The organism is Undibacterium sp. FT79W (assembly GCF_014284215.1).
Classification (GTDB): Bacteria; Pseudomonadota; Gammaproteobacteria; order Burkholderiales; family Burkholderiaceae_D; genus Undibacterium; species Undibacterium aquatile.
Map to the genome: position 1 here is coordinate 1 of NZ_JACOGB010000010.1, position 19,274 is coordinate 19,274.

Here is a 19,274-nt window from a genome sequence, read left to right on the forward strand (position 1 = left end):
CTTCTGCCTGCTTCAGGATTGCGATAATCTGGCTTTCGGTATAACGGGATGTCTTCATGTAAAACCTCTAAAAATCATATTTAGAAAATTCTACTTATAAGTCCGATTATTTGCTGGGGGGATTACCGTAGTAAATGACTGCATTTGCAATCAAGCGCGAACATTCATTCCAATTATGCTGCTCTTCTTCAGTTCTAACCCTAAACTTGCCACCGTTGACAAATGCAACTGCTCGCCTGAATTTATGATAAGCCTCGCCCCGGTTCAGTGCCTTTTGCACGCCTTGCCGTAGTTTCGGGTCATCAATGTATTTCAACACATATTCGGTAAAACATAGGTGATCAAGCTCCCATAGCGCCCGTTTGGTCGAATTTTGACGGGTGTAACTTGATAGCTTCCTCACAATTGTTGACTGGGTTACGTCCTTTTGTGCAAGTGATACAAGGATGCGCTGGATATTCGGCCATTCTTTGATGATCAGCTCGTCATTCACTCTACGGCATGGTTTGATCCACACATCTGCGTACTGGTTTGGATGTTGAAAGCTAATGATTGATTCTGCTTTTTTAGTGAAATTCTTGTATCGGGGAGCAAACTCATGCTCGAAAGTACGCAAGATAATGAAATTAACCTGGTTAGTTCCATGTGTATCGGTCGAATGGCGTTCTGGTCTAATATCGGAAGTATTGTTATAAAGCAAATCAAAAACATAGTGACTTTCATGTTCATGGGTACCAATGACCTTGGCATTCACCGGCACATGGTTGGCCACTAATGTCAGACTGCTGACTCCTTTTTGCAATCCAAAATATTTGGGAGAATGGCGCGCATTTAGTGTATCGACCTGCGTCTCCATGCGTTGGCCATCGGAACTTGAGTGCATCGCATCCTCAATATCAAAAAGATGAAATGCTGGTAACTGGGCAATCGCATTAATGATGGCGTCATTGGCTGCCCTCAACGTTTCTTGCCGCAAGAAGTTGCGCGAACTCGATGTTAGTGATGAGTAAGGTATGCCGGAGACTTCAGCCATTTTTCCTAGTCCCATATTCGTGCCCATTGCCACTACGCAGGCAAGGATTTCCTTGGGGTCTGGATCATGTTTAACGTACCTGTCCAGGACGTGCGTAAATCCATTTAGAAAGGATGTCTCGCCAGCGACGAACCACAACAGATCTGCAATCCCAATACCAGGGAGCTGGGTAAAAAATGGACTGTTGATAGGCTCTTCCGATGTTGGATACAAAAGCCTCCAACGGCGCTTCTCACCATTACCCCGAAATTTGATATGCTTATTTTCCCCTTCGCTGATCCTCTGATTGACTCTTTCCAGGAGCGACTCGATCGACTCTTGAAAAGCCGTCAAAGTATCTTCGATTGGTGCTGACAAGAGAGGTAAGTTCAGTTCTGCAATAATTTTCTGGCTGTTTTCCCATTTGTCGTCGTTGATCAAATCGTCTTCAAAACGCCGGTATTCGGTGCTCTTTTGAACAAAAACGTCACCAGCTTCCAGCGCGTTGCGAAGCATTCGGTAGACCAAAAATTCAAAGCGGTCAGGTTCAATCACTTTGCGACGGCGATCTACTTCAGAGGGAACGTATAGATATTTTTGAAGGTGCTTAGGAATCAGGTCGGGTGGGAGCGACGCAGGGTCTATTTTTCCCGGATGCTTGTCCCGCCTGAACAAGTCTTGCAGATAGTCGACAGCATTGATCAGTGGTGCATTCTCGACGCGTCCTGCGAAGTCGAGCACGGCAAACAGGTGACGTAGATTCTGCTTGAATGTCCGCGACAGCGTCCCGTAGTACGCCCATTCAAAAGCTGATTTATCGAAGGCAATCCGGCGCATATAGTCTGAGACAATAGGAAATTGCTCACGATCTAACAACAAAAAAGCTTTATCTTTAATTTCAGAAAATGGTGCATCATGCGCGATAGTATCATCGACAAAAAGGCCTAGAACCTTTCCTGCTGCCTGGAGATTTTTCAGTGCGTCTTCCAGTGCCTGCTGCATCGCCGCCTCAGCATGCGATTTGGCTTGCCTTGAGTATTGGTGTACCAAGTGGATGAAGGCGTCTGTCAGATTGTCGTTAATCTGACGAAAGCGTTGGTATGCAAAACACAAGAGAAAGAGTTGCGCGGTTTGCCGTTGCATCCGTTGCAGTTTATAAACAGTATAGAAACTAACCATCGATGCAAAATATCTGCTGCTCTCTTGCGATAAGCCGGCAGAAGAAAGAAACGTCGCCGCAAATTCGTGTAATGGCTCGAAAAATTCGCGACGTGCAACTTCCCTACGTAACTCTCCATAGGAAAAATCCTTTGCTTCCCGTCTCAATGCGCTGATAGTGTAGATCTGTTCATCAGCTTCCAGAAGTGCAGTCAGCTTCTTACGAATTTCCGGCGTCAGCGCCTCCGTTAGTAATCCAGTAATGCGGGCACGTTCGCCTGAGACCGCCTTTCCGACAATATCCTGAAGCGACGAATACGACGGAGCTACGACTCTATTGATCGACAGTTGCTGGAGTATTTCCCTGAGGATAAAAATCGGTTGAGTTGAGAGCGTTGCAAAACGTTCAGCCTTCGCTTCGATTTCGCTTCTTTCCTGTGTGCCGCACAACCGGTAATCAAAGAGTTCTAATACTGTCTTTTGCAGCAAACCTCTCGTAGGCCGCGATGGCACGCGGATATCGTCAATCGTACGCTCAGGGAAATACGTTTTGATGATATAGAGAAGGTCATTTTCAACTTCGGACAGTTCAAATGCAAAAAATTGGCGCTTTGCTTTGAAGTAACCCAGTTCCAGTATCAAGTGGGCTGCAACAGATGCTCTGCGGATATCACCCGCCGCGGCCTTTTCGACAGAACTTAAATCGAAATAGAGCTGGCGGTCATCGTCGGTAAAGCGCGGTAGCCCATATAAATCCTCGATCTCGTCGTCGCTTAAGATCGATAGGCGATGGGATTCGGAGGCCATTTATGGAAAGTGCACAATGCCATAGTTGAAGAATATCAACATTGCCTTTCTTGGAATCATTTGTCAATGATGAAACGAAAATGATATTTCATTGGCAATGGTAGATTACGTTATTGGAAAATCAGCCTTTTCCGGGTATTTTGGTCATAGGACTGTTCAGACTGCATCTAAGCAACAGTTCACTTTGTATGCGCACAATTGTTAATTCCATTTTTAGTTTCAGTTTTCTTAAATAATGCTTGACCCTGTAGCTGCTACAGAGTGTTTAATGCGAAAATATAAACGCAATCAAAGGAGTCGTGATGAGCGAGCAAGAATCTGGGTGCTGTGGATGTAGTTCCAAATCTGCCGGCAACGACAAGATTTCATTTACACAGGAAGCATCTGTTCTAAATGACAATGCCGAAAAGACATTAACTCTGCGAATTGATCAAATGGATTGCCCAACTGAAGAGGCCTTGATCCGCAGTAAACTAGACAAAATGCCGGGAGTGAGCAGTCTTGTCTTCAATCTGGTGAATCGCCGCCTCACCATTAAGCACACACTCGCAGACATGTCTGTAATAGTTGAGGTTATTACTGGATTGGGCATGACACCAGTCGCTGAAAATACCCAAGGAGCAAACAGTACTTCCACGATTGTGTACTCCATAGAAAACATGGATTGCCCAACAGAAGAAGGTTTAATACGCAACAAAATCGGGCCGATGCCTGGGATAGCTCAGCTTGATTTCAATCTCATGCAGCGTAAATTGACGGTCACTCATACACTGGAAAATCCCGATCCGATTCAAGCAGCACTGACTTCGATCGGCATGCAGGCAGTATTGTTAAGCGAAGAAGGTAACAGCAATCAGGATGTCACCGATACCCCGCCACCAAACGTGTTCCGCAAGTGGTGGCTGCTAGGCGCAGCGGCAGCGGCTGCAGTCCTGGCCGAGACATATACTTATATCAACGGATCTGAAAAAGCCTGGCCGGTCATACTCTTGTCTGTTTTTGCGATACTGATCAGTGGCACTGGTACGTATAAAAAGGGTTGGATAGCCCTCAAAAATCTGAATCTGAACATTAATGCCCTTATGGCGATTGCTGTCACGGGGGCGCTGATCATCGGGCAATGGCCGGAGGCCGCTATGGTTATGGTCTTATTTAGCCTGTCAGAAGCAATTGAAGCGATGTCACTTGACCGTGCTCGCAATGCGATACGTGGACTGATGGCTATGACACCAGAACAAGCCAGTGTTTTACAGCAAGATGGCAATTGGCAAATCATTGAAGCCAAATCAATTGCCATTGGTGCTACCGTCCGAGTTGGCCCAGGAGAGCGCATTCCACTGGACGGTGAGCTGAGCAAGGGACAATCGTCGGTGAACCAGGCACCTATCACTGGTGAAAGCATACCGGTTGCCAAGATAGTAGGAGATAAAGTATTTGCTGGCACCATCAATGAAACCGGATCTTTCGAATACCGAGTAACGGCGACACAAACTGATTCCACGCTGTCGAGAATTATCCATGCTGTTGAGGAAGCGCAAGGTAGCCGCGCACCGACCCAGCGCTTCGTTGATGCTTTTGCCAAAGTGTACACACCCGTCGTGTTTATCCTCGCATTGGGAGTGATGATCGTGCCACCGTTGTTATTAGGGCTCCCATGGATGGTGTGGGTGTACAAAGCTCTGGTCTTATTGGTCATTGCTTGTCCTTGTGCTTTGGTTGTCTCAACTCCAGTGACCGTAGTCAGCGGCTTGGCCGCTGCGGCAAAGGCTGGCATCCTGATCAAGGGAGGTGTTTATCTGGAAGAAGGCCGCAAACTGAAATCCCTTGCGCTGGATAAAACCGGCACCATTACGCAAGGCAAGCCCATCGTCACTGACGTTAGACAACTGAGTGGTGATCAGAATACGGCAATCCAGCTCGCTGCTAGTCTGGCGGTGCGATCGAATCACCCGGTTTCTGGTGCAGTAACTACACATTGGAAAACACAAGGCAGTGACGCGCCAGTATGGGAAGTCAGCGACTTTGAAGCGATCACTGGACGTGGCGTTAAAGGTCAAATTGCAGGAAAGTGGTATTACCTGGGCAATCACCGTTTGATAGAAGAACTTAAGATTTGCAACCCAGGTACCGAAGCTATACTGTTTGCAATGGAAGCAGATGGTAAGACAGCAGTGATCATCGCCGATGAAGAAAGGCCGCTTGCCGTGATAGGCGTGGCAGACACTGTGCGTGAAAGTAGTCGCGAAGCAATTGCAGAATTGCATGCACTTGGTATTCGAACCGTCATGTTGACCGGTGACAATGAAATGACTGCGAAAGCGATAGCAAAGAGTGTGGGTATTGACGATGCGCGCGGCAATCTGCTGCCAGAAGATAAGCTGACTGCTATCAACGATGAATTGATGAACTACGGTACTGTTGGGATGGTCGGTGATGGGATTAATGATGCACCCGCACTGGCTAAATCCAGCATAGGCTTCGCTATGGGAGCTGCCGGGACTGATACTGCTCTTGAAACTGCTGACGTGGCTCTAATGGATGATGACTTACGTAAAATTCCACAGTTTGTTCGTTTGAGTCAGCGTACTGCTGCCGTCTTGAAACAAAATATCACTTTGGCCTTGGGCATTAAGTTGATCTTTCTGATCATGGCCGTGATGGGGATTGCCACCTTGTGGATGGCTGTATTTGCGGATATGGGAGCGAGTCTGTTGGTGGTATTTAATGGTTTGCGTCTCGTACGCAAAGTTAAATAAGAGATCAGCCATCATCATAAGCATATCGAAATAAATCATCACGGCCAAAAAGCGTTTATCTGCTATTTCTTGTTTTCACTCTCCAGGTAAGCTGGAGAGTGGCGTGTGAGTATTGCAGGCGTGAAACAGGATGTCCGTACAACATTTTGGTCACCACGATCATTAGCACAAGGCTACTGGTGAACATCAACAACCGAGCAAGAAACTGAGCTCTCCCTGAAATCTAGTCTGCTGCAAGTGATGTAAAGTTAATATTGCTTGATAAAGACTGGAAATGGAAAAATGCCGAAGTAGGCATACCGACCGAGTCCAAGAAACTGGTCATCAAACTCGTCCAAGATTGTGAATTGGTGGCGACCAGACGCTGCGAAACTGGATCAGGGCAGCAGAAGTAAAACCCAAACGTGCCGCCGACAACAAAGAGGTGACGCCAGAGGCAATGGAACTCTCCAGACTGCGCGCTGAAAACACTCGGCTGAAGCGGGAGAATGACATCATAAAACAGCAGAGGTCGGTTCAACTGTAGTAGTTGCGACCCGATCTGACAGTCACCCGGTTTGAAGTGCGGAATTGTCAGATCAAATTCAGTTATTTAGTTTTGTGATTTTATCGTGCCACGCCTCCTTTCCGTCAATGAGTGTCTGAATTGGTGTGCGACCACAACACATTTTTCCTTGATGAGTACGTTCGTGATTGTAGTCATACAGCCAGTCATCCAGGTCCTTCTGCAACTCCTCCATCGACAAGTAAATCTTTTTCCTGAACGTGACCTGGTAAAACTCATTCAGAATCGTTTTATGGAAGCGCTCGCAAATGCCATTGGTCTGAGGGTGCCGTACTTTGGTTTTCGTGTGTTCGATTTCATTCAACGCAAGATAGAGTTGATAGTCATGCGCTTCTGGCCTGCCGCAATACTCGGTTCCCCGATCAGTTAAGATTCGAATTAAGCCCATTTCGTAGTCGGCAAAGAGCGGCAATACCTTGTCATTGAGCAGATCCGCAGCCGTAATCGGGGTTTTGGTACTGTATAGCTTAGCGGTAGCGACCTTCGAATAGGTATCAACGAATGTCTGCTGGTAAATACGCCCAACGCCCTTGATCGTGCCAACGTAAAACGTATCCTGGCTGCCAAGATAACCAGGATGTGCAGTTTCAATTTCGCCGACCGCAACATCATCATCCTGCTTACGCTCAAGAGCAACGACTTGCGCTTCAGTCAGAATTTCACCCGTTTCAGCGATGTGTTTCTCTAAGGCTGACAGCCGCTTTTTGAATGACTCCAGGTCGTGCCGTAACCAGACTGAACGCACGCCAGAGGGCGAAACAAATACGCCGCGCTGCCGCAGTTCATTGGAAACCCTGACTTGGCCGAATGCCGGCTGTTCAATTGCAAACGCTTTAACTGCATCTTCAACGACGTCATCAACACGATTGCGCAGATTTGGTTTTCTCCGGTTGGAATCGATCAGAGCTTCAACTCCTCCAGACTCAACGCCAGATTGATAACGGTAAAACGTGTCCCTTGAAAAGCCCATCACTTTGCAGGCTCGGGACACGTTACCTAGTTCGGCAGCAAGGTTGAGCAGCCCAACCTTGTGTTTGATGATGTTTTGAGAAATACTATTCATGAGATTACTCCTATGGCACTTTCGTGCTGGTTTAATAAAGATTTGCACCTCTATCAAACCGGGTAATCTCTCCTTTTGCAAGGACCAACTGTCAGATCAAATCGAAACTAATACAGTTCAACCGGTCAACGCAATACCTTCTGGTCTAAAAAAGGTAAACGTACTCCGATCAAGGCAATCATTGCACCCGCAACGTCGAACAAGTCTGTATGTGAATTCGACTATTTTTGCGCAGGAGGGAGTTGGCTCATCCATTGTTGATGCCACATCATGTGATTCATCATCATTTGTTGCGAACCCAAATATTGATCCATCATGTACTGCCGTTGCCTGACCTGCTCAGATGTCAGCTTTGAATAATAATTACCCATCGCATGCCATCCCATTGGGCCATTCATCATACCGCCCATCATGTGACCGCCCATCATGTGGCCATTGCCGCAGCATCCCATCATACCCGGCCCCCACATGCCTTGCATCACGGACATTGCGTTTTGCATGGTCACCCAGTGATCCTGTAGTAACTGCTGACGTTCCTGAGGATCCTGAGTTTGCTGCAACTTCGTCATTTGATCCTGCATTTTTTTCATATTGTCCTGTACCTGCGTCATCTGCTTGTCGAATTCAGCAGGGCTTGGAGGTACTGGTGTTTTTGGCGCGGCTTGCGTTGTCTTGGGTTGTACAGGTAAAGATGGTTGCTGTGCGAGCGCAAACGAACTAGCGAGCACAAATGCTCCCAATACAATTTTTTTCATTTTATTGCTCCTTCAAAGTTGTAAATATCAGATCGATATACAGGGGGGGAACCCTACAGACCATACTCGCGATTGGCATGCGCTCCATTTTTTGTTTTACTCCAGCTTGTCCACCAAGCGCAAGCCATTATAACCTCTTACCAAAACACTTTTCCTGTGAAATTCCTTTGCCTCCCACCAACGTGCATGGCGATCAAAATAGCACTCTTACCATTCATGAATCCGACAATTTTTGACACTGAAGACTTTGACGGAACGCTCAAATACATATAAACATGGCTAATCATCGAGTGATCTTCAACAACGCTCATTTTCTTCGGTTCGCCAATTTCCGAAAGTAATAATTTCAGGACTCCTCTGAAGCTTGGTTACTATCGGTTAATGATGGATTAAGTACGGTTTTGGTTCCCGATGCGCTGATTTAGTATAAAACTGATAATAATAATCACCAGAATTGCTGTTTGCGCCATAATGCTTTCCGTTGATGGATAAATTCCCAGCAGATCAATACGAGGTATTGCAATCGGTGTGACATTGATTACGCCAGCCTCTTGCAGTGCAGTGATACCTTTGCCTACCAGAACGAAAGCCAGAATCGCCACCAAGGCAGAACTGACCGCAAAGAACTGACTAATTGGCAATCTTGCTGTAGTCCTGAGCAAAACAACAGCAATCACAGCCAAAATCACGATACCCACCAACAAGCCTATTAATAAATAACCGCCGTTACCGTCGCTCCATAATGCTGCGTAAAACAGCACAGTTTCGAACACCTCCCGGTAGACTGTAACAAACGACAGCAGGAATAACATCACTGCCGAGCGCTTGTTAAGTGCGGAGGATAATTTGTCTTTGACATACTGTTGCCAGCGTCCGGCGAGGCTCTTTTGGTGCATCCAGATGCCAACACTGAGCAATATCACTGCTGCGAACAGTGATGAGTAGCCTGCGGTCATTTCTCGGCTGGCACCGCTAAACGTCACCAAATAGGTCGCTGCCACCCAAGTCAATCCGCCAGCAGCCAATGCGGCGATCCAACCAGCATGCACATACGGCAGCACATCCTTGCGTTCTGCCCGTTTAAGAAAAGCAATCATCGCTACTACCACCAGAAGTGCCTCGATCCCTTCACGCAGCAAGATAGTTAAGGCACTGATCAAGGTGCTGATGGGGTCGCTGTTACGCGACTGTAAAGCTGTTTTCGCCTGGTCGAGTTGCACCACCAATTGCTGTTCGATGGTATGAGCTTCATCCCTCTTTCCGGCAGTCACTGCTGCACGGAATTCACCCATGGTTTTTTCGATACTATTGAAGAGCACCTTATTCTTGGTAACAAGTGCCGGTTCAATTGGCTCAAAACCGTCAAGATAAGCAGAAATTGCCAAGCGAGATGCTTCAGAAATATCACCTTTATCCAGAGCAGCAAGGCTTTCTTTCAAACGTGATTTTGACAATGCCAAAGAATCGGGTTTGTTTTGTTCCAGTATTTGCGGATTACTCTTCAAGTACGCCATCACTTGTACTGCTTGCCCGTCTGGCAAACTCTTGGCAAGCGCCGTTTCTGATGTCTGACTCAATATACTCAACGACGGTACCGATGCATGCAAAGCTGAATTTGTTTCCCACAACTTCTTGCCAGCCTCACGATCCGCGTCACTATAAGGTAAGTTCGATGCAAAAAAAGCGAGAGCCCAGCGCTCATTGTCGGTCAATTGGGCAAAAGCAGGCATTGATGTACCTTTTACCCCTTGAGTGATAATTTGGTGCAATGAAAACAAGCTTCTTTCTTTGGCCCGGTCATGCCCGGTCAAGGCGATGGGTGGCGGATTCAAACTAGCCGCCAAAGGACCATCGCCGCGACCCAAACTACCGTGGCAACTAACGCATTGCGCCTGAAATAACTGCGCCCCCAGCTTTAAATCCGGCGTCTTTCCCGGGGATACTGGCACTGGATAAGCAGCCAGCAAGGCGCCTGCCAAGCCGCGCGCTTTAGTTGATACGTTTACTGCAGCAGATTTTTCTGCGACCAAACTGCGTAATTGAGTCGCCTGTAGTAGTAAATCTCTTTGAGCGGCGTTGGCAGGCAATTCTCCTAACTGGCGCTCTGCTGATAAGGCAAATTCCTGCATCTCAGCATATTCCGGGGCACTGACAACCTTCCCATCTTTGACTGCACCACCATAATCAACGGCAAGGTAATCCAGCAATTGCCAGATTTGCTTCGCCTTGTCTTGCTCAACAGTAGTTTGAGCAATCACCGGCGATACTGCGTACAGGAAGCTAATCAATAAAAATAGAAGTATGCGTAGGAATGACATAGCGTTTGAAAGATCTCTGCGCACAGCGCCCAAGTTAGAAATGAGAATCATTATACTTTTATTTTTCGCTTCTGGCCTGCACGATCCTCGACAACCGCCGGGAGTTTTATCTTAGCCCGGCGTTTTTCATTATTTCATCTTCAGGATTCGACTGGATTGCATTTAGATACAGGATGCAAAAGCGACTATTGGATTTGGAAAATTTTTGGCGAGGCGGAAATGTGTATGCACTCGTAGTGATATACTCATCATATGGCTCGTCGAACTCTTATCATGTTGATTACTATACTTACGCTGCAGTTTAGCTGGAGTGTGGCTGCGGTCTATTGCACGCATGAAACGGGTAAAGCAGCAAATCACTGGGGACATCATCCCGACACCAATCCCTCGGATAACGTCGTTTCGGTTCTGAAAGAAAAACAGGCGGACACGAAAAAGATCTCCGTTCATTCTCACTGTGCTTCGTGCGCACACGGGACGTTATCGCTTGATAGCTTCGAAAGTATTTCGCATCCTCAGATCGCCGAAGCTGCTCCAATGTTCACTGAAATCGTCCTCTCCTCGTTTTATACCGCTCCTCCAGAGCGTCCTCAGTGGGTAGCCGTCGCTTAACTCCGGCGGCTGTATTCGTTCGTCTCTCTAAAATTGTGACTTACGCCTGAATGTGGGCGGAGGTTGCTGTACACCGCCGGATTCCTTCGTCTTTAATTTTCGGAGTTATCCATGCAATCCCTACATTTAGTTTTGGGAGCGGCTGTCCTATTGGCACAGTTGATCCCTTTTAGTACTCAGGCTGCTGTACAACAAAGTGATGCCTTCACTATCGGTGAAGTAGCAACCGCAGCAAATACAAATTCCGCATCGCTGACGCTGGAACAGGCTATCGCAATGACCCTATCGATCAGTCCTGAGCTGCGTTCGGCCGCACACAGTGTTGAGATCACCGAAGGTGCTCGCGTCCAAGCCGGAGTCCGGCCAAATCCTGAATTGGCACTACTGCGCGAAGGTACTTCTTCGCGTAGTAATCGTTCCGACACCTATCAATTAAGCCTGCCCATTGAGCTTGGCGGCAAACGAGGCGCCCGCATCAAGCTGGCAGAACAAGACCAGGTTCTGGCCCGCGGCGATGTGAATGTTACAGCTGCGGAGTTGCGTGCGAACGTCACTGCTGCCTATTTAGAGGCTCTTACGACGCAAGAGCACGTTGCACTCGCTAAGGAATCTTTCAGCCTGGCAAGTAAGTCTACTAATGCCGCTGGTCGTCGCGTTGCTGCTGGCAAGATCTCCCCGTTAGAGCAAACTCGATCAAGCGTAGCGGAAGCAAGCGCACGTTTGGAGCTATCGCAAGCGGTCGCAGACGCTACATTGGCGCGGCGTCGCCTGGCTGCGTTCTGGGGCAGCACTCAGCCTGAAGAACGCAACTTGGTGACGCCTGATATCAACCTGACTGTCATTCCGTCATTGCAAGAACTGCAATCCCGTCTAAATGCTTCACCACAGATACAACGAGCGCGCGCGCAGATCGAACGCGAAGAGGCCAGCTTTAATCTGGCAAAGTCAGATCGAGTTCCTGATCTGACGCTCACATTTGGGAAAAAGAAAGACTTCCAGACTAACGTTTCTCAGACGGTTGTAGGCATGGCGATACCGTTGCCGTTTTTTAACCTAAATCAGGGCAACCTCCTGTCCGCAATGCGCCGAGTTGATAAGGCAAAGACCGATGCCGAGATTGCGTATCTGAATGCAACCCAAGCCTTAGCCGACGCACACCAACGGGCGTCCATTGCTCAGGAGCAGATTGAGAGCATGCGCAGCGAGATCCTGCCTGCCGCACAAAGTGCATTCAACGCGGCAGTTACTGGCTTTGAACTGGGCAAGTTTGGATTTATTGATGTGCTCGATGCCCAACGCACCTTATTCCAAAGCCGCGCTCAATATCTGAGCGCGCTCTCCGCCCGCTATCGCTCTCTTGCCGATCTGGAACGCTATATCTCAGTAGAACCCATCGTTGGCAACTACATAACTGACAGGAATGCAAAATGATGCTCAATATTGATAAGAAATCTCAAAAAGCCGCGCTGATCATAGTGCTTATTGGTGCCGTACTGGGTGCAGCCATCCTGTTATGGAAAAAGGACAGTGGCGGTGGCACCGCTGAAGCTCAACATGCAGAAAATTCCGCGAAGAAGGATGTTGGTGATCACGCCGGCGAAGAAGGCGTGGTACTAATGAGCGAAAAGCAGATTCAGACTGCTGGTGTGACGCTCGCAAAAGCTGAAGCGGCCACGATGGGCAACATCATCCAGTTGCCGGGCGAGGTGCGCTTTAACGAAGACCTGACGGCGCACATCGTACCGCGCACGCCTGGTGTGGCCGAGTCTGTTTCCGCAGATCTGGGGCAAAGCGTTAAGAAAGGCCAAGTTCTGGCAGTGATCTCCAGCCCTGCTTTGGCAGACCTGCGTAGCGCGTCGCTCGCGGCGCAAAAGCGACTGGGCCTGGCACAGACCACCTACCTGCGCGAGAAAAAGCTGTGGGAAGACAAGATCTCGGCAGAACAGGACTATCTCCAAGCACAGACCGTGCTGCGCGAAGCTGAAATCGAAGCTCAGACAGCTCGATCCAAACTGGCAGCATTGGGTGCAGGCGAGTTTGACGGTGCACTCAATCGCTATGTCCTGCGTGCACCGTTCGACGGCGTCATCGTGGAGAAGCACATCACACAAGGGGAAGCAGTCAAAGAAGACGCAAATGTTTTTCTGCTCTCGAATCTGTCCAGTGTGTGGGTGGAAGTTGTGGTGACACCAAAGGATCTGGAGCTGGTTCGAGTAGGTGAAACCGTTACGATCACCTCTGCAGCCAATGACACAGCTGCTACCGGAAAAGTCAGCTACGTCGGCAATCTACTTGGCGAGCAAACCCGCGCCGCCAAGGCGCGCGTTGTCATCGCTAATCCGAATATGGCGTGGCGCCCAGGCCTCTTCGTCAATGCCGCTATGAAGCGCGGTGAAAAGAATGTTCCTGTCGCCGTCGCTGCTGACGCGGTCCAGACCATCGACGGTAAATCCGTAGTCTTCGTGAAAGTCGAAAAAGGTTTCAAAGTCCAACCCGTCAAGATAGGCAGCAGCGATGGCAGGCTTGTTGAGATCGTAGAGGGCTTGCCCGCCGGAAGCCAGTATGCCGCGAGTAATAGCTTCGTAGTCAAAGCTGAGCAGGGCAAAGGTAGTGCTGGACACGAAGACTAACTAAGGAATCAACCATGTTTGAACGAATAATTCAATCTGCCATCGTGCACCGATGGCTTGTCATGCTGGCCGTGCTTGCAATGGCCGCCATTGGTGTCTACAGCTATCAGAAGCTACCGATTGATGCTGTTCCCGACATTACCAATGTGCAGGTGCAGATCAACACCAGTGCCAGTGGCTATTCGCCACTGGAAGTTGAGCAACGCGTGACTTTCCCAATCGAGACGGTGATGGCGGGACTTCCTAATCTGGAGCAGACTCGATCGCTGTCGCGTTACGGTTTGTCTCAGGTGACTGTCATCTTCAAGGATGGCACCGATATCTACTTTGCGCGACAGCTTGTCAATCAGCGCATTCAGGAAGCGAAGGAAAATTTGCCTCAGGGTGTCGTGCCTATGATGGGGCCAATCTCTACCGGCTTGGGAGAGATCTACCTTTGGACGGTTGAGAGCGAGCCAAATGCAAAAAAGCCTGACGGTACGCCTTACACTCCAACTGATCTGCGCGAGATCCAGGATTGGATCATCAAGCCACAATTGCGCCAGGTGGAAGGCGTCACTGAGATCAATTCGATCGGTGGCTATGCCAAGGAATATCACATTACTCCTGACCCTGTGAAACTGAGTTCCTATGGTTTAACGCTCAAGGATGTTGTAGGCGCCATTGACCGCAACAACAATAACGTTGGCGCCGGCTACATTGAGCGCAAGGGGGAGCAATTCCTGATCCGTGCGCCTGGACAAGTACGCACACTGGATGATATTCGCAACACGATTCTGAACAATGTGCAAGGCGTCCCAATTCGTGTGCGCGATGTCGCAGAGGTTGCTATTGGTCGCGAGCTGCGTACCGGTGCTGCCACGGAGAATGGTCGTGAGGTTGTGCTGGGCACCGTCTTCATGCTCATCGGAGAAAACAGCCGCGTGGTCTCCCAGGCTGTCGCCAAGCGCATGGAAGCCGTGAACCGCTCCCTGCCGACAGGGGTCAAGGCCGTACCCGTTTATGACCGTACAGTGTTGGTCGACAAAGCTATCGCAACAGTTAAGAAAAACTTGCTCGAAGGCGCAATTCTGGTCATCGTGATTTTGTTTCTGTTCCTGGGCAACATGCGTGCAGCAATCATAACTGCGATGGTGATCCCGCTGGCAATGCTCTTCACCTTTACCGGGATGGTCACGTACAAAGTGAGTGCCAACCTGATGAGTCTGGGGGCGCTAGACTTCGGTATCATCATCGACGGTGCCGTTGTGATAGTCGAAAACTGCATTCGCCGCCTGTCGCATGCACAAGAGCATTTCAAGCGTGAACTCACTCTGCGTGAACGATTCCATGAAGTGTTTGCCGCAGCCAAGGAAGCTCGCCGTCCGCTTCTGTTCGGCCAGTTGATCATCATGGTTGTATACCTGCCGATCTTTGCACTTGCTGGTGTCGAAGGCAAGATGTTCCATCCGATGGCCTTTGCCGTGGTTGTCGCACTGCTGGGCGCCATGATTCTGTCCATGACCTTCATTCCGGCTGCAGTAGCACTGTTCATCGGCAAGCGCGTGGCTGAGAAGGAAAATCGCCTGATGGTGATGGCGAAGAACGGCTACGAGCCTTTGCTTGCAAAGGTCATGAACAATGCCACCACCGTGATCACCGGCTCCGTAGTATTGATCATTCTGTGCGGCTTGCTGGCGACCCGTTTGGGCAGTGAATTTGTGCCAAACCTGAATGAAGGCGATATCTCTATTCAGGCGCTGCGCATCCCAGGCACCAGTCTGAGCCAGTCACTGGAGATGCAAAAGAAGCTGGAAGCTGGCCTGAAAGCCAAATTCCCGGAAATCGATCGTGTCTTTGCACGTACCGGTACCGCAGAAATTGCATCGGACCCGATGCCACCGAATATCTCGGACGGCTATATCATGTTCAAGCCAGACTCGGAATGGCCTAAGCCGAAGAAAACCCGCGACGAATTGGTCGCCGAAATCAAGGAAGAAGCCGAGAAATACGTCGGCAATGCCTATGAGTTCTCGCAGCCTATTCAACTGCGTTTCAATGAGCTGATTTCTGGTGTGCGTAGTGACGTCGCGGTCAAAGTCTATGGCGACGATATGGATGTTCTGGCTGAGACAGGTAAGAAGATTGCGGATGTGCTGCAGCGCATACCGGGCGCCACCGAAGTAAAGGTGGAGCAAACTGGTGGATTGCCAATGCTGACCGTAAAAATCGATCGTGAGAAGACTGCGCGTTATGGCTTGAATATCGGCGATGTACAAGAAGCGTTGGCGATTGCCACCGGTGGCCGCGAGGCCGGCATCATGTTCGAAGGCGACCGCCGCTTCGATATACTGGTCCGCTTGCCGGAAACGCTGCGTAGTGACCTGGATGCCTTGCGCCGCTTGCCTATCTCGCTGCCGGCGCAAGCTGGTGCCACAACCTCGTTCATTCCGCTGAGCGAAGTGGCCTTGCTTGATTTTGCTCCAGGTCCGAACCAGATCAGCCGCGAGAACGGTAAGCGTCGCATTGTGATCAGTGCTAACGTCACCGGTCGTGATATCGGTAGTTTTGTTCCTGAGGCGGAGCAGGCAATCGCCAAGAACGTCAAGATTCCCTCCGGATATTGGACAACCTGGGGTGGCACCTTTGAGCAGCTTCAGTCCGCAACAACTCGACTGAAGATTGTCGTTCCTTTAGCTCTGTTCCTTGTGTTTACGCTGCTGTTTGTTATGTTCAACAGCGTCAAGGATGGTCTTCTGGTGTTCACGGGCATTCCGTTTGCACTGACTGGCGGTATCATCGCGCTGTCGATGCGCGGTATTCCAATGTCGATCTCTGCTGCGGTGGGCTTCATCGCGCTGTCAGGCGTGGCAGTCCTTAATGGTCTGGTAATGATCTCTTACATCCGATCCTTGCGTGAGGACGGGATGAGCTTGGACACCGCAGTTATTACTGGTGCTTTGACACGTTTGCGTCCCGTACTGATGACCGCACTGGTCGCTTCGCTTGGCTTCGTACCTATGGCGTTGGCAACCGGGACAGGTGCAGAGGTGCAGAGACCGTTGGCAACAGTAGTCATAGGCGGCATTCTGTCGTCGACAGCACTGACTTTACTGGTGCTACCTCTACTTTACTGCTTGATGCATAGAGGTGATCCGGAAGAAAAGGAAGTTGTACCTGATGACGCACAAACTGCTCAATAACTCGAAATAACTTTCTAAATGGCGGGCCGCAATTGCGACCCGCCGGGTATCGTTTCTACGGACAGCGGCTGAACGAAGGCTCGCACAGGAAACCGTGCAGCATCTGAATGCTCGATACTCCTTAAGCAAGCTAAAAATTGCGCTCAAGTAAGATCATCTTTGTTTTCAATTTTCAGTGCGGCAATTGTGGGGGAAGCTGACAAGCTGGCCTCAATTTTATGCTGAGCAAATGGATCAATTGCATCCACGTAGCGCATCGCGCTTTGCACACTTTTCCAGCCAACATATTCCATCAATGTTTTGATATCCCAGCCATTGCCGCTTGCCCAGTTGGCAAATCCACGTCGAAGAGAGTGAGCGGAATAATCGTCGGAATTGGCCACGCCGGCATCTTTGAATATTGTGCGGAGCAGAGGTATCAAGCTGTCCATGTGAAGCCCCTGATTGCCGATTCCCCCCCAGCGGTTCACAGACCTGAACACCGGCCCTGAGTCAAGCTCAGCCGCCTCTTTCCATGCAATATAGGCCGCAACAGGACAGAACTGCTTCAGTGCTGGTGCCTTCAAAGTTACGCCTTTATTCTGGCGATCACCTTTTGTGTGCGGCAAGAAAAAACTCATACCATGACCTGGAGAGACTTCAATGTATTCGACCTGCAAGCGGGTAAGCTCATCGCCACGAAAACCTCGCCAGAAACCAAGGAGCAGTAAAGCTCGGTCTCTGGTATGACGTAGTTCCGCAGCGCGATTTCCAGATGCGCTTGCAGTTGTAATTGCTTGATCTAGCCATCGATCCACCATACCAAGCTGCTCAAGCTGAAATGGTTTGGCCTGTTTTTCTTGTGCAGGATGTTCCCTTTGTATGCCTCGGATGACTTTTTTAACGAGGGGCGCCTTGGTCGGATCAGGGAATCCCTGATCGATATGCCATTGCGCCAGAGCAGCAAGACGTTGACGCAACGTGTTGATTGCCAGCTTTTCAGCGTGGTCAACGAGGTACTGAGCAATGTTCTCGCTGGTGGCAGGCAAAAAACCACCCCACTCAATTTCGTAGTGCCGGACGGCGGACTGGTATGCCACGCGGGTATTGTCACGCGTTCCTGCATGGAGGTAGTGATCGATTTTGCTCATGCTACTCATCCCCAGATTTTGAGATTATTGGGTAAATTCGGCCCGCATCAAATATTGCGTCAATTTTAACGCGTTTTTTGGACTGACACTGGATAAGATTACTTTATCCTGTATTTATTTATAGTCAGATTTGACTTGAAATTAGAGTCCATTTAGTATGTAATTACATGGTACGTAATATATTATTATATTCAATGGAGTAATCAATGGCCAGAACCGGATTATATAAATCAGAAGTCGAAAAAGCGCGTAATTCGCTCATTGCTCAAGGACGTCATCCTTCTGTTGATGCTGTCAGAATTGCTCTCGGCAATACCGGTTCAAAAACCACGATCCATAAGTATTTAAAGGAATTGGAAGAGGAAAATGGCGGAACAGTGGTCCGGCAAGTCACGATAAGTGCGGCCTTACAAAACCTGGTCGCTCAGCTCGCTACCCAGCTAGAAGCAGAGGCAAGCAGCCGCATCGCTGACATGTCTGTTGAGGTTCTTGAAAAAGACCGCCTACATGCTGCAGAGATTGAAGAGGTCAATGCAAAACACACGCAAACAAAGGAAAAGCTTGATCTGACAATTGCTGCTATCAAGCAGGAAATCGATTTGCATGAGCAAACAAGAGAGGCTTTGCAAAGTGAATCCATGACCCGTCACACCCTCGCTCAGCAAGTGATAGACCTCAAGGAGCGCCTGGCAGAAAACGATGCCTACCGCCATTCTCTCGAAGAGAAACATCAACATGCCCGGGATGCACTTGATCACTATCGCGCATCAGTCAAAGAACAGCGCGACCAGGATATACGTCGTCACGAACAGCAAATGCAGCAACTCCAGGCAGAATTGCGACAACTACAACAAACCTTGGTAGCCAAGCAAAATGAAATCACCCGACTCAATCAGGATGGTGCAAGATGGGTTGCAGAGATATCCCAAGCACAAAAAACAATCTATGAAGATAAGGCAAACCTCACCAAGCTTAATAATCAAATTGAAGCCCACAAAGCCGTAGAGCAGAAGGCTAAAACTTTGCAAGCACTTTTGACTGAAAAGGACACCCAGATCAAAGCTTTGGAGGCAATGCAAAGTCAATCAGAGGCTAACCAGCATGAATTGAAACATCAGTTGCACCACATGGAGATCGACCTGGCCAGCGCCAATGCCAAACTAGAGGCTCAAGAACAAATGATGGCAGATCTGAAATCATTACTCAGCACAAGTGTTGTTGTTAATAGTGGAGAAGCTCCGCCAGTGGGATAGTAGTATACGGGCATCCTCAGCTCCTTTGATGTC

Annotated in this window: 12 protein-coding genes and 1 pseudogene; 6 read left to right on the forward strand and 7 right to left on the reverse strand. The window is 49.1% G+C overall.

The genetic code is table 11. From position 1 onward, the window contains the following. Positions 1 to 127: 127 nt before the first annotated feature. Positions 128 to 2,977: pseudogene (locus H8K38_RS16785) on the reverse strand (Tn3 family transposase); the annotation flags it as partial. Between the two features lie 302 nt (positions 2,978 to 3,279). Here H8K38_RS16785 and H8K38_RS16790 point away from each other — a divergent pair. Continuing rightward, on the forward strand, positions 3,280 to 5,733 hold the full coding sequence (locus tag H8K38_RS16790) for a heavy metal translocating P-type ATPase (protein ID WP_186886011.1): 2,454 nt from the start codon (positions 3,280 to 3,282) through the stop codon (positions 5,731 to 5,733). 324 nt (positions 5,734 to 6,057) lie between these two features. Here H8K38_RS16790 and H8K38_RS16795 read toward each other — a convergent pair whose 3' ends face one another. From H8K38_RS16795 to H8K38_RS16815, 5 genes are all read right to left on the reverse strand, one after another. Beyond that, a complete protein-coding gene (locus H8K38_RS16795) occupies positions 6,058 to 6,231 on the reverse strand; it encodes a hypothetical protein (protein WP_176805167.1) in 174 nt (57 codons plus the stop codon). An 86-nt stretch (positions 6,232 to 6,317) separates the two neighbouring features. Next, positions 6,318 to 7,361, reverse strand: a complete 1,044-nt coding sequence (locus H8K38_RS16800) for an IS481 family transposase (RefSeq protein WP_186886012.1) — start codon at positions 7,359 to 7,361, stop codon at positions 6,318 to 6,320. A gap of 221 nt (positions 7,362 to 7,582) precedes the next feature. Then, positions 7,583 to 8,116 (reverse strand): hypothetical protein, encoded by a 534-nt coding sequence (locus H8K38_RS16805; protein ID WP_176805165.1) that lies wholly within the window; start codon positions 8,114 to 8,116, stop codon positions 7,583 to 7,585. A 137-nt stretch (positions 8,117 to 8,253) separates the two neighbouring features. Further along, a complete protein-coding gene (locus H8K38_RS18745; protein ID WP_223827392.1) occupies positions 8,254 to 8,466 on the reverse strand; it encodes a transposase in 213 nt (70 codons plus the stop codon). 39 nt (positions 8,467 to 8,505) lie between these two features. Continuing rightward, positions 8,506 to 10,434: an FTR1 family protein gene (locus tag H8K38_RS16815; protein WP_186886073.1), complete on the reverse strand. Its 1,929-nt coding sequence runs from the start codon at positions 10,432 to 10,434 to the stop codon at positions 8,506 to 8,508. A 273-nt stretch (positions 10,435 to 10,707) separates the two neighbouring features. On the opposite strand from H8K38_RS16815, the gene H8K38_RS16820 reads away from it, so the two are divergent. The 4 genes from H8K38_RS16820 (at position 10,708) to H8K38_RS16835 (ending at position 16,858) form a co-directional block, all read left to right on the forward strand. Then, the gene (locus H8K38_RS16820; protein WP_176805163.1) at positions 10,708 to 11,046 is read left to right on the forward strand and encodes a hypothetical protein; all 339 of its coding nucleotides are present in this window, start codon (positions 10,708 to 10,710) and stop codon (positions 11,044 to 11,046) included. Between the two features lie 111 nt (positions 11,047 to 11,157). Continuing rightward, positions 11,158 to 12,477 carry a TolC family protein gene (locus H8K38_RS16825; RefSeq protein WP_176805161.1) on the forward strand — a complete coding sequence of 440 codons (1,320 nt, stop codon included), beginning with the start codon at positions 11,158 to 11,160 and terminating at the stop codon, positions 12,475 to 12,477. Continuing rightward, positions 12,474 to 13,676, forward strand: coding sequence for an efflux RND transporter periplasmic adaptor subunit (locus tag H8K38_RS16830; protein ID WP_186886013.1), 1,203 nt, complete (start codon positions 12,474 to 12,476; stop codon positions 13,674 to 13,676). Before H8K38_RS16825 ends, H8K38_RS16830 begins: the two co-directional genes overlap by 4 nt. 14 nt (positions 13,677 to 13,690) lie before the next feature. Then, a complete protein-coding gene (locus H8K38_RS16835) occupies positions 13,691 to 16,858 on the forward strand; it encodes a CusA/CzcA family heavy metal efflux RND transporter (protein WP_176805253.1) in 3,168 nt (1,055 codons plus the stop codon). 143 nt (positions 16,859 to 17,001) lie between these two features. Here the strand turns inward: H8K38_RS16835 and H8K38_RS16840 are convergent, their stop codons facing one another. After that, complete coding sequence (locus tag H8K38_RS16840; protein ID WP_186886014.1) at positions 17,002 to 17,988, reverse strand: site-specific integrase; 987 nt, start codon at positions 17,986 to 17,988, stop codon at positions 17,002 to 17,004. A gap of 206 nt (positions 17,989 to 18,194) precedes the next feature. On the opposite strand from H8K38_RS16840, the gene H8K38_RS16845 reads away from it, so the two are divergent. Continuing rightward, positions 18,195 to 19,241, forward strand: a complete 1,047-nt coding sequence (locus H8K38_RS16845) for a DNA-binding protein (protein ID WP_186886015.1) — start codon at positions 18,195 to 18,197, stop codon at positions 19,239 to 19,241. The last annotated feature ends 33 nt before the right edge of the window (positions 19,242 to 19,274 follow it).

What these genes read in the sequence shown, in the direction of transcription:
- H8K38_RS16790 (WP_186886011.1), top strand. Translation starts at nt 3,280, where the DNA reads ATGAGCGAGCAAGAATCTGGGTGCTGTGGATGTAGTTCCAAATCTGCC.
- H8K38_RS16795 (WP_176805167.1), bottom strand. Translation starts at nt 6,231, where the DNA reads ATGATGTCATTCTCCCGCTTCAGCCGAGTGTTTTCAGCGCGCAGTCTG.
- H8K38_RS16800 (WP_186886012.1), bottom strand. Translation starts at nt 7,361, where the DNA reads ATGAATAGTATTTCTCAAAACATCATCAAACACAAGGTTGGGCTGCTC.
- H8K38_RS16805 (WP_176805165.1), bottom strand. Translation starts at nt 8,116, where the DNA reads ATGAAAAAAATTGTATTGGGAGCATTTGTGCTCGCTAGTTCGTTTGCG.
- H8K38_RS16815 (WP_186886073.1), bottom strand. Translation starts at nt 10,434, where the DNA reads ATGTCATTCCTACGCATACTTCTATTTTTATTGATTAGCTTCCTGTAC.
- H8K38_RS16820 (WP_176805163.1), top strand. Translation starts at nt 10,708, where the DNA reads ATGTTGATTACTATACTTACGCTGCAGTTTAGCTGGAGTGTGGCTGCG.
- H8K38_RS16825 (WP_176805161.1), top strand. Translation starts at nt 11,158, where the DNA reads ATGCAATCCCTACATTTAGTTTTGGGAGCGGCTGTCCTATTGGCACAG.
- H8K38_RS16830 (WP_186886013.1), top strand. Translation starts at nt 12,474, where the DNA reads ATGATGCTCAATATTGATAAGAAATCTCAAAAAGCCGCGCTGATCATA.
- H8K38_RS16835 (WP_176805253.1), top strand. Translation starts at nt 13,691, where the DNA reads ATGTTTGAACGAATAATTCAATCTGCCATCGTGCACCGATGGCTTGTC.
- H8K38_RS16840 (WP_186886014.1), bottom strand. Translation starts at nt 17,988, where the DNA reads ATGAGCAAAATCGATCACTACCTCCATGCAGGAACGCGTGACAATACC.
- H8K38_RS16845 (WP_186886015.1), top strand. Translation starts at nt 18,195, where the DNA reads ATGGCCAGAACCGGATTATATAAATCAGAAGTCGAAAAAGCGCGTAAT.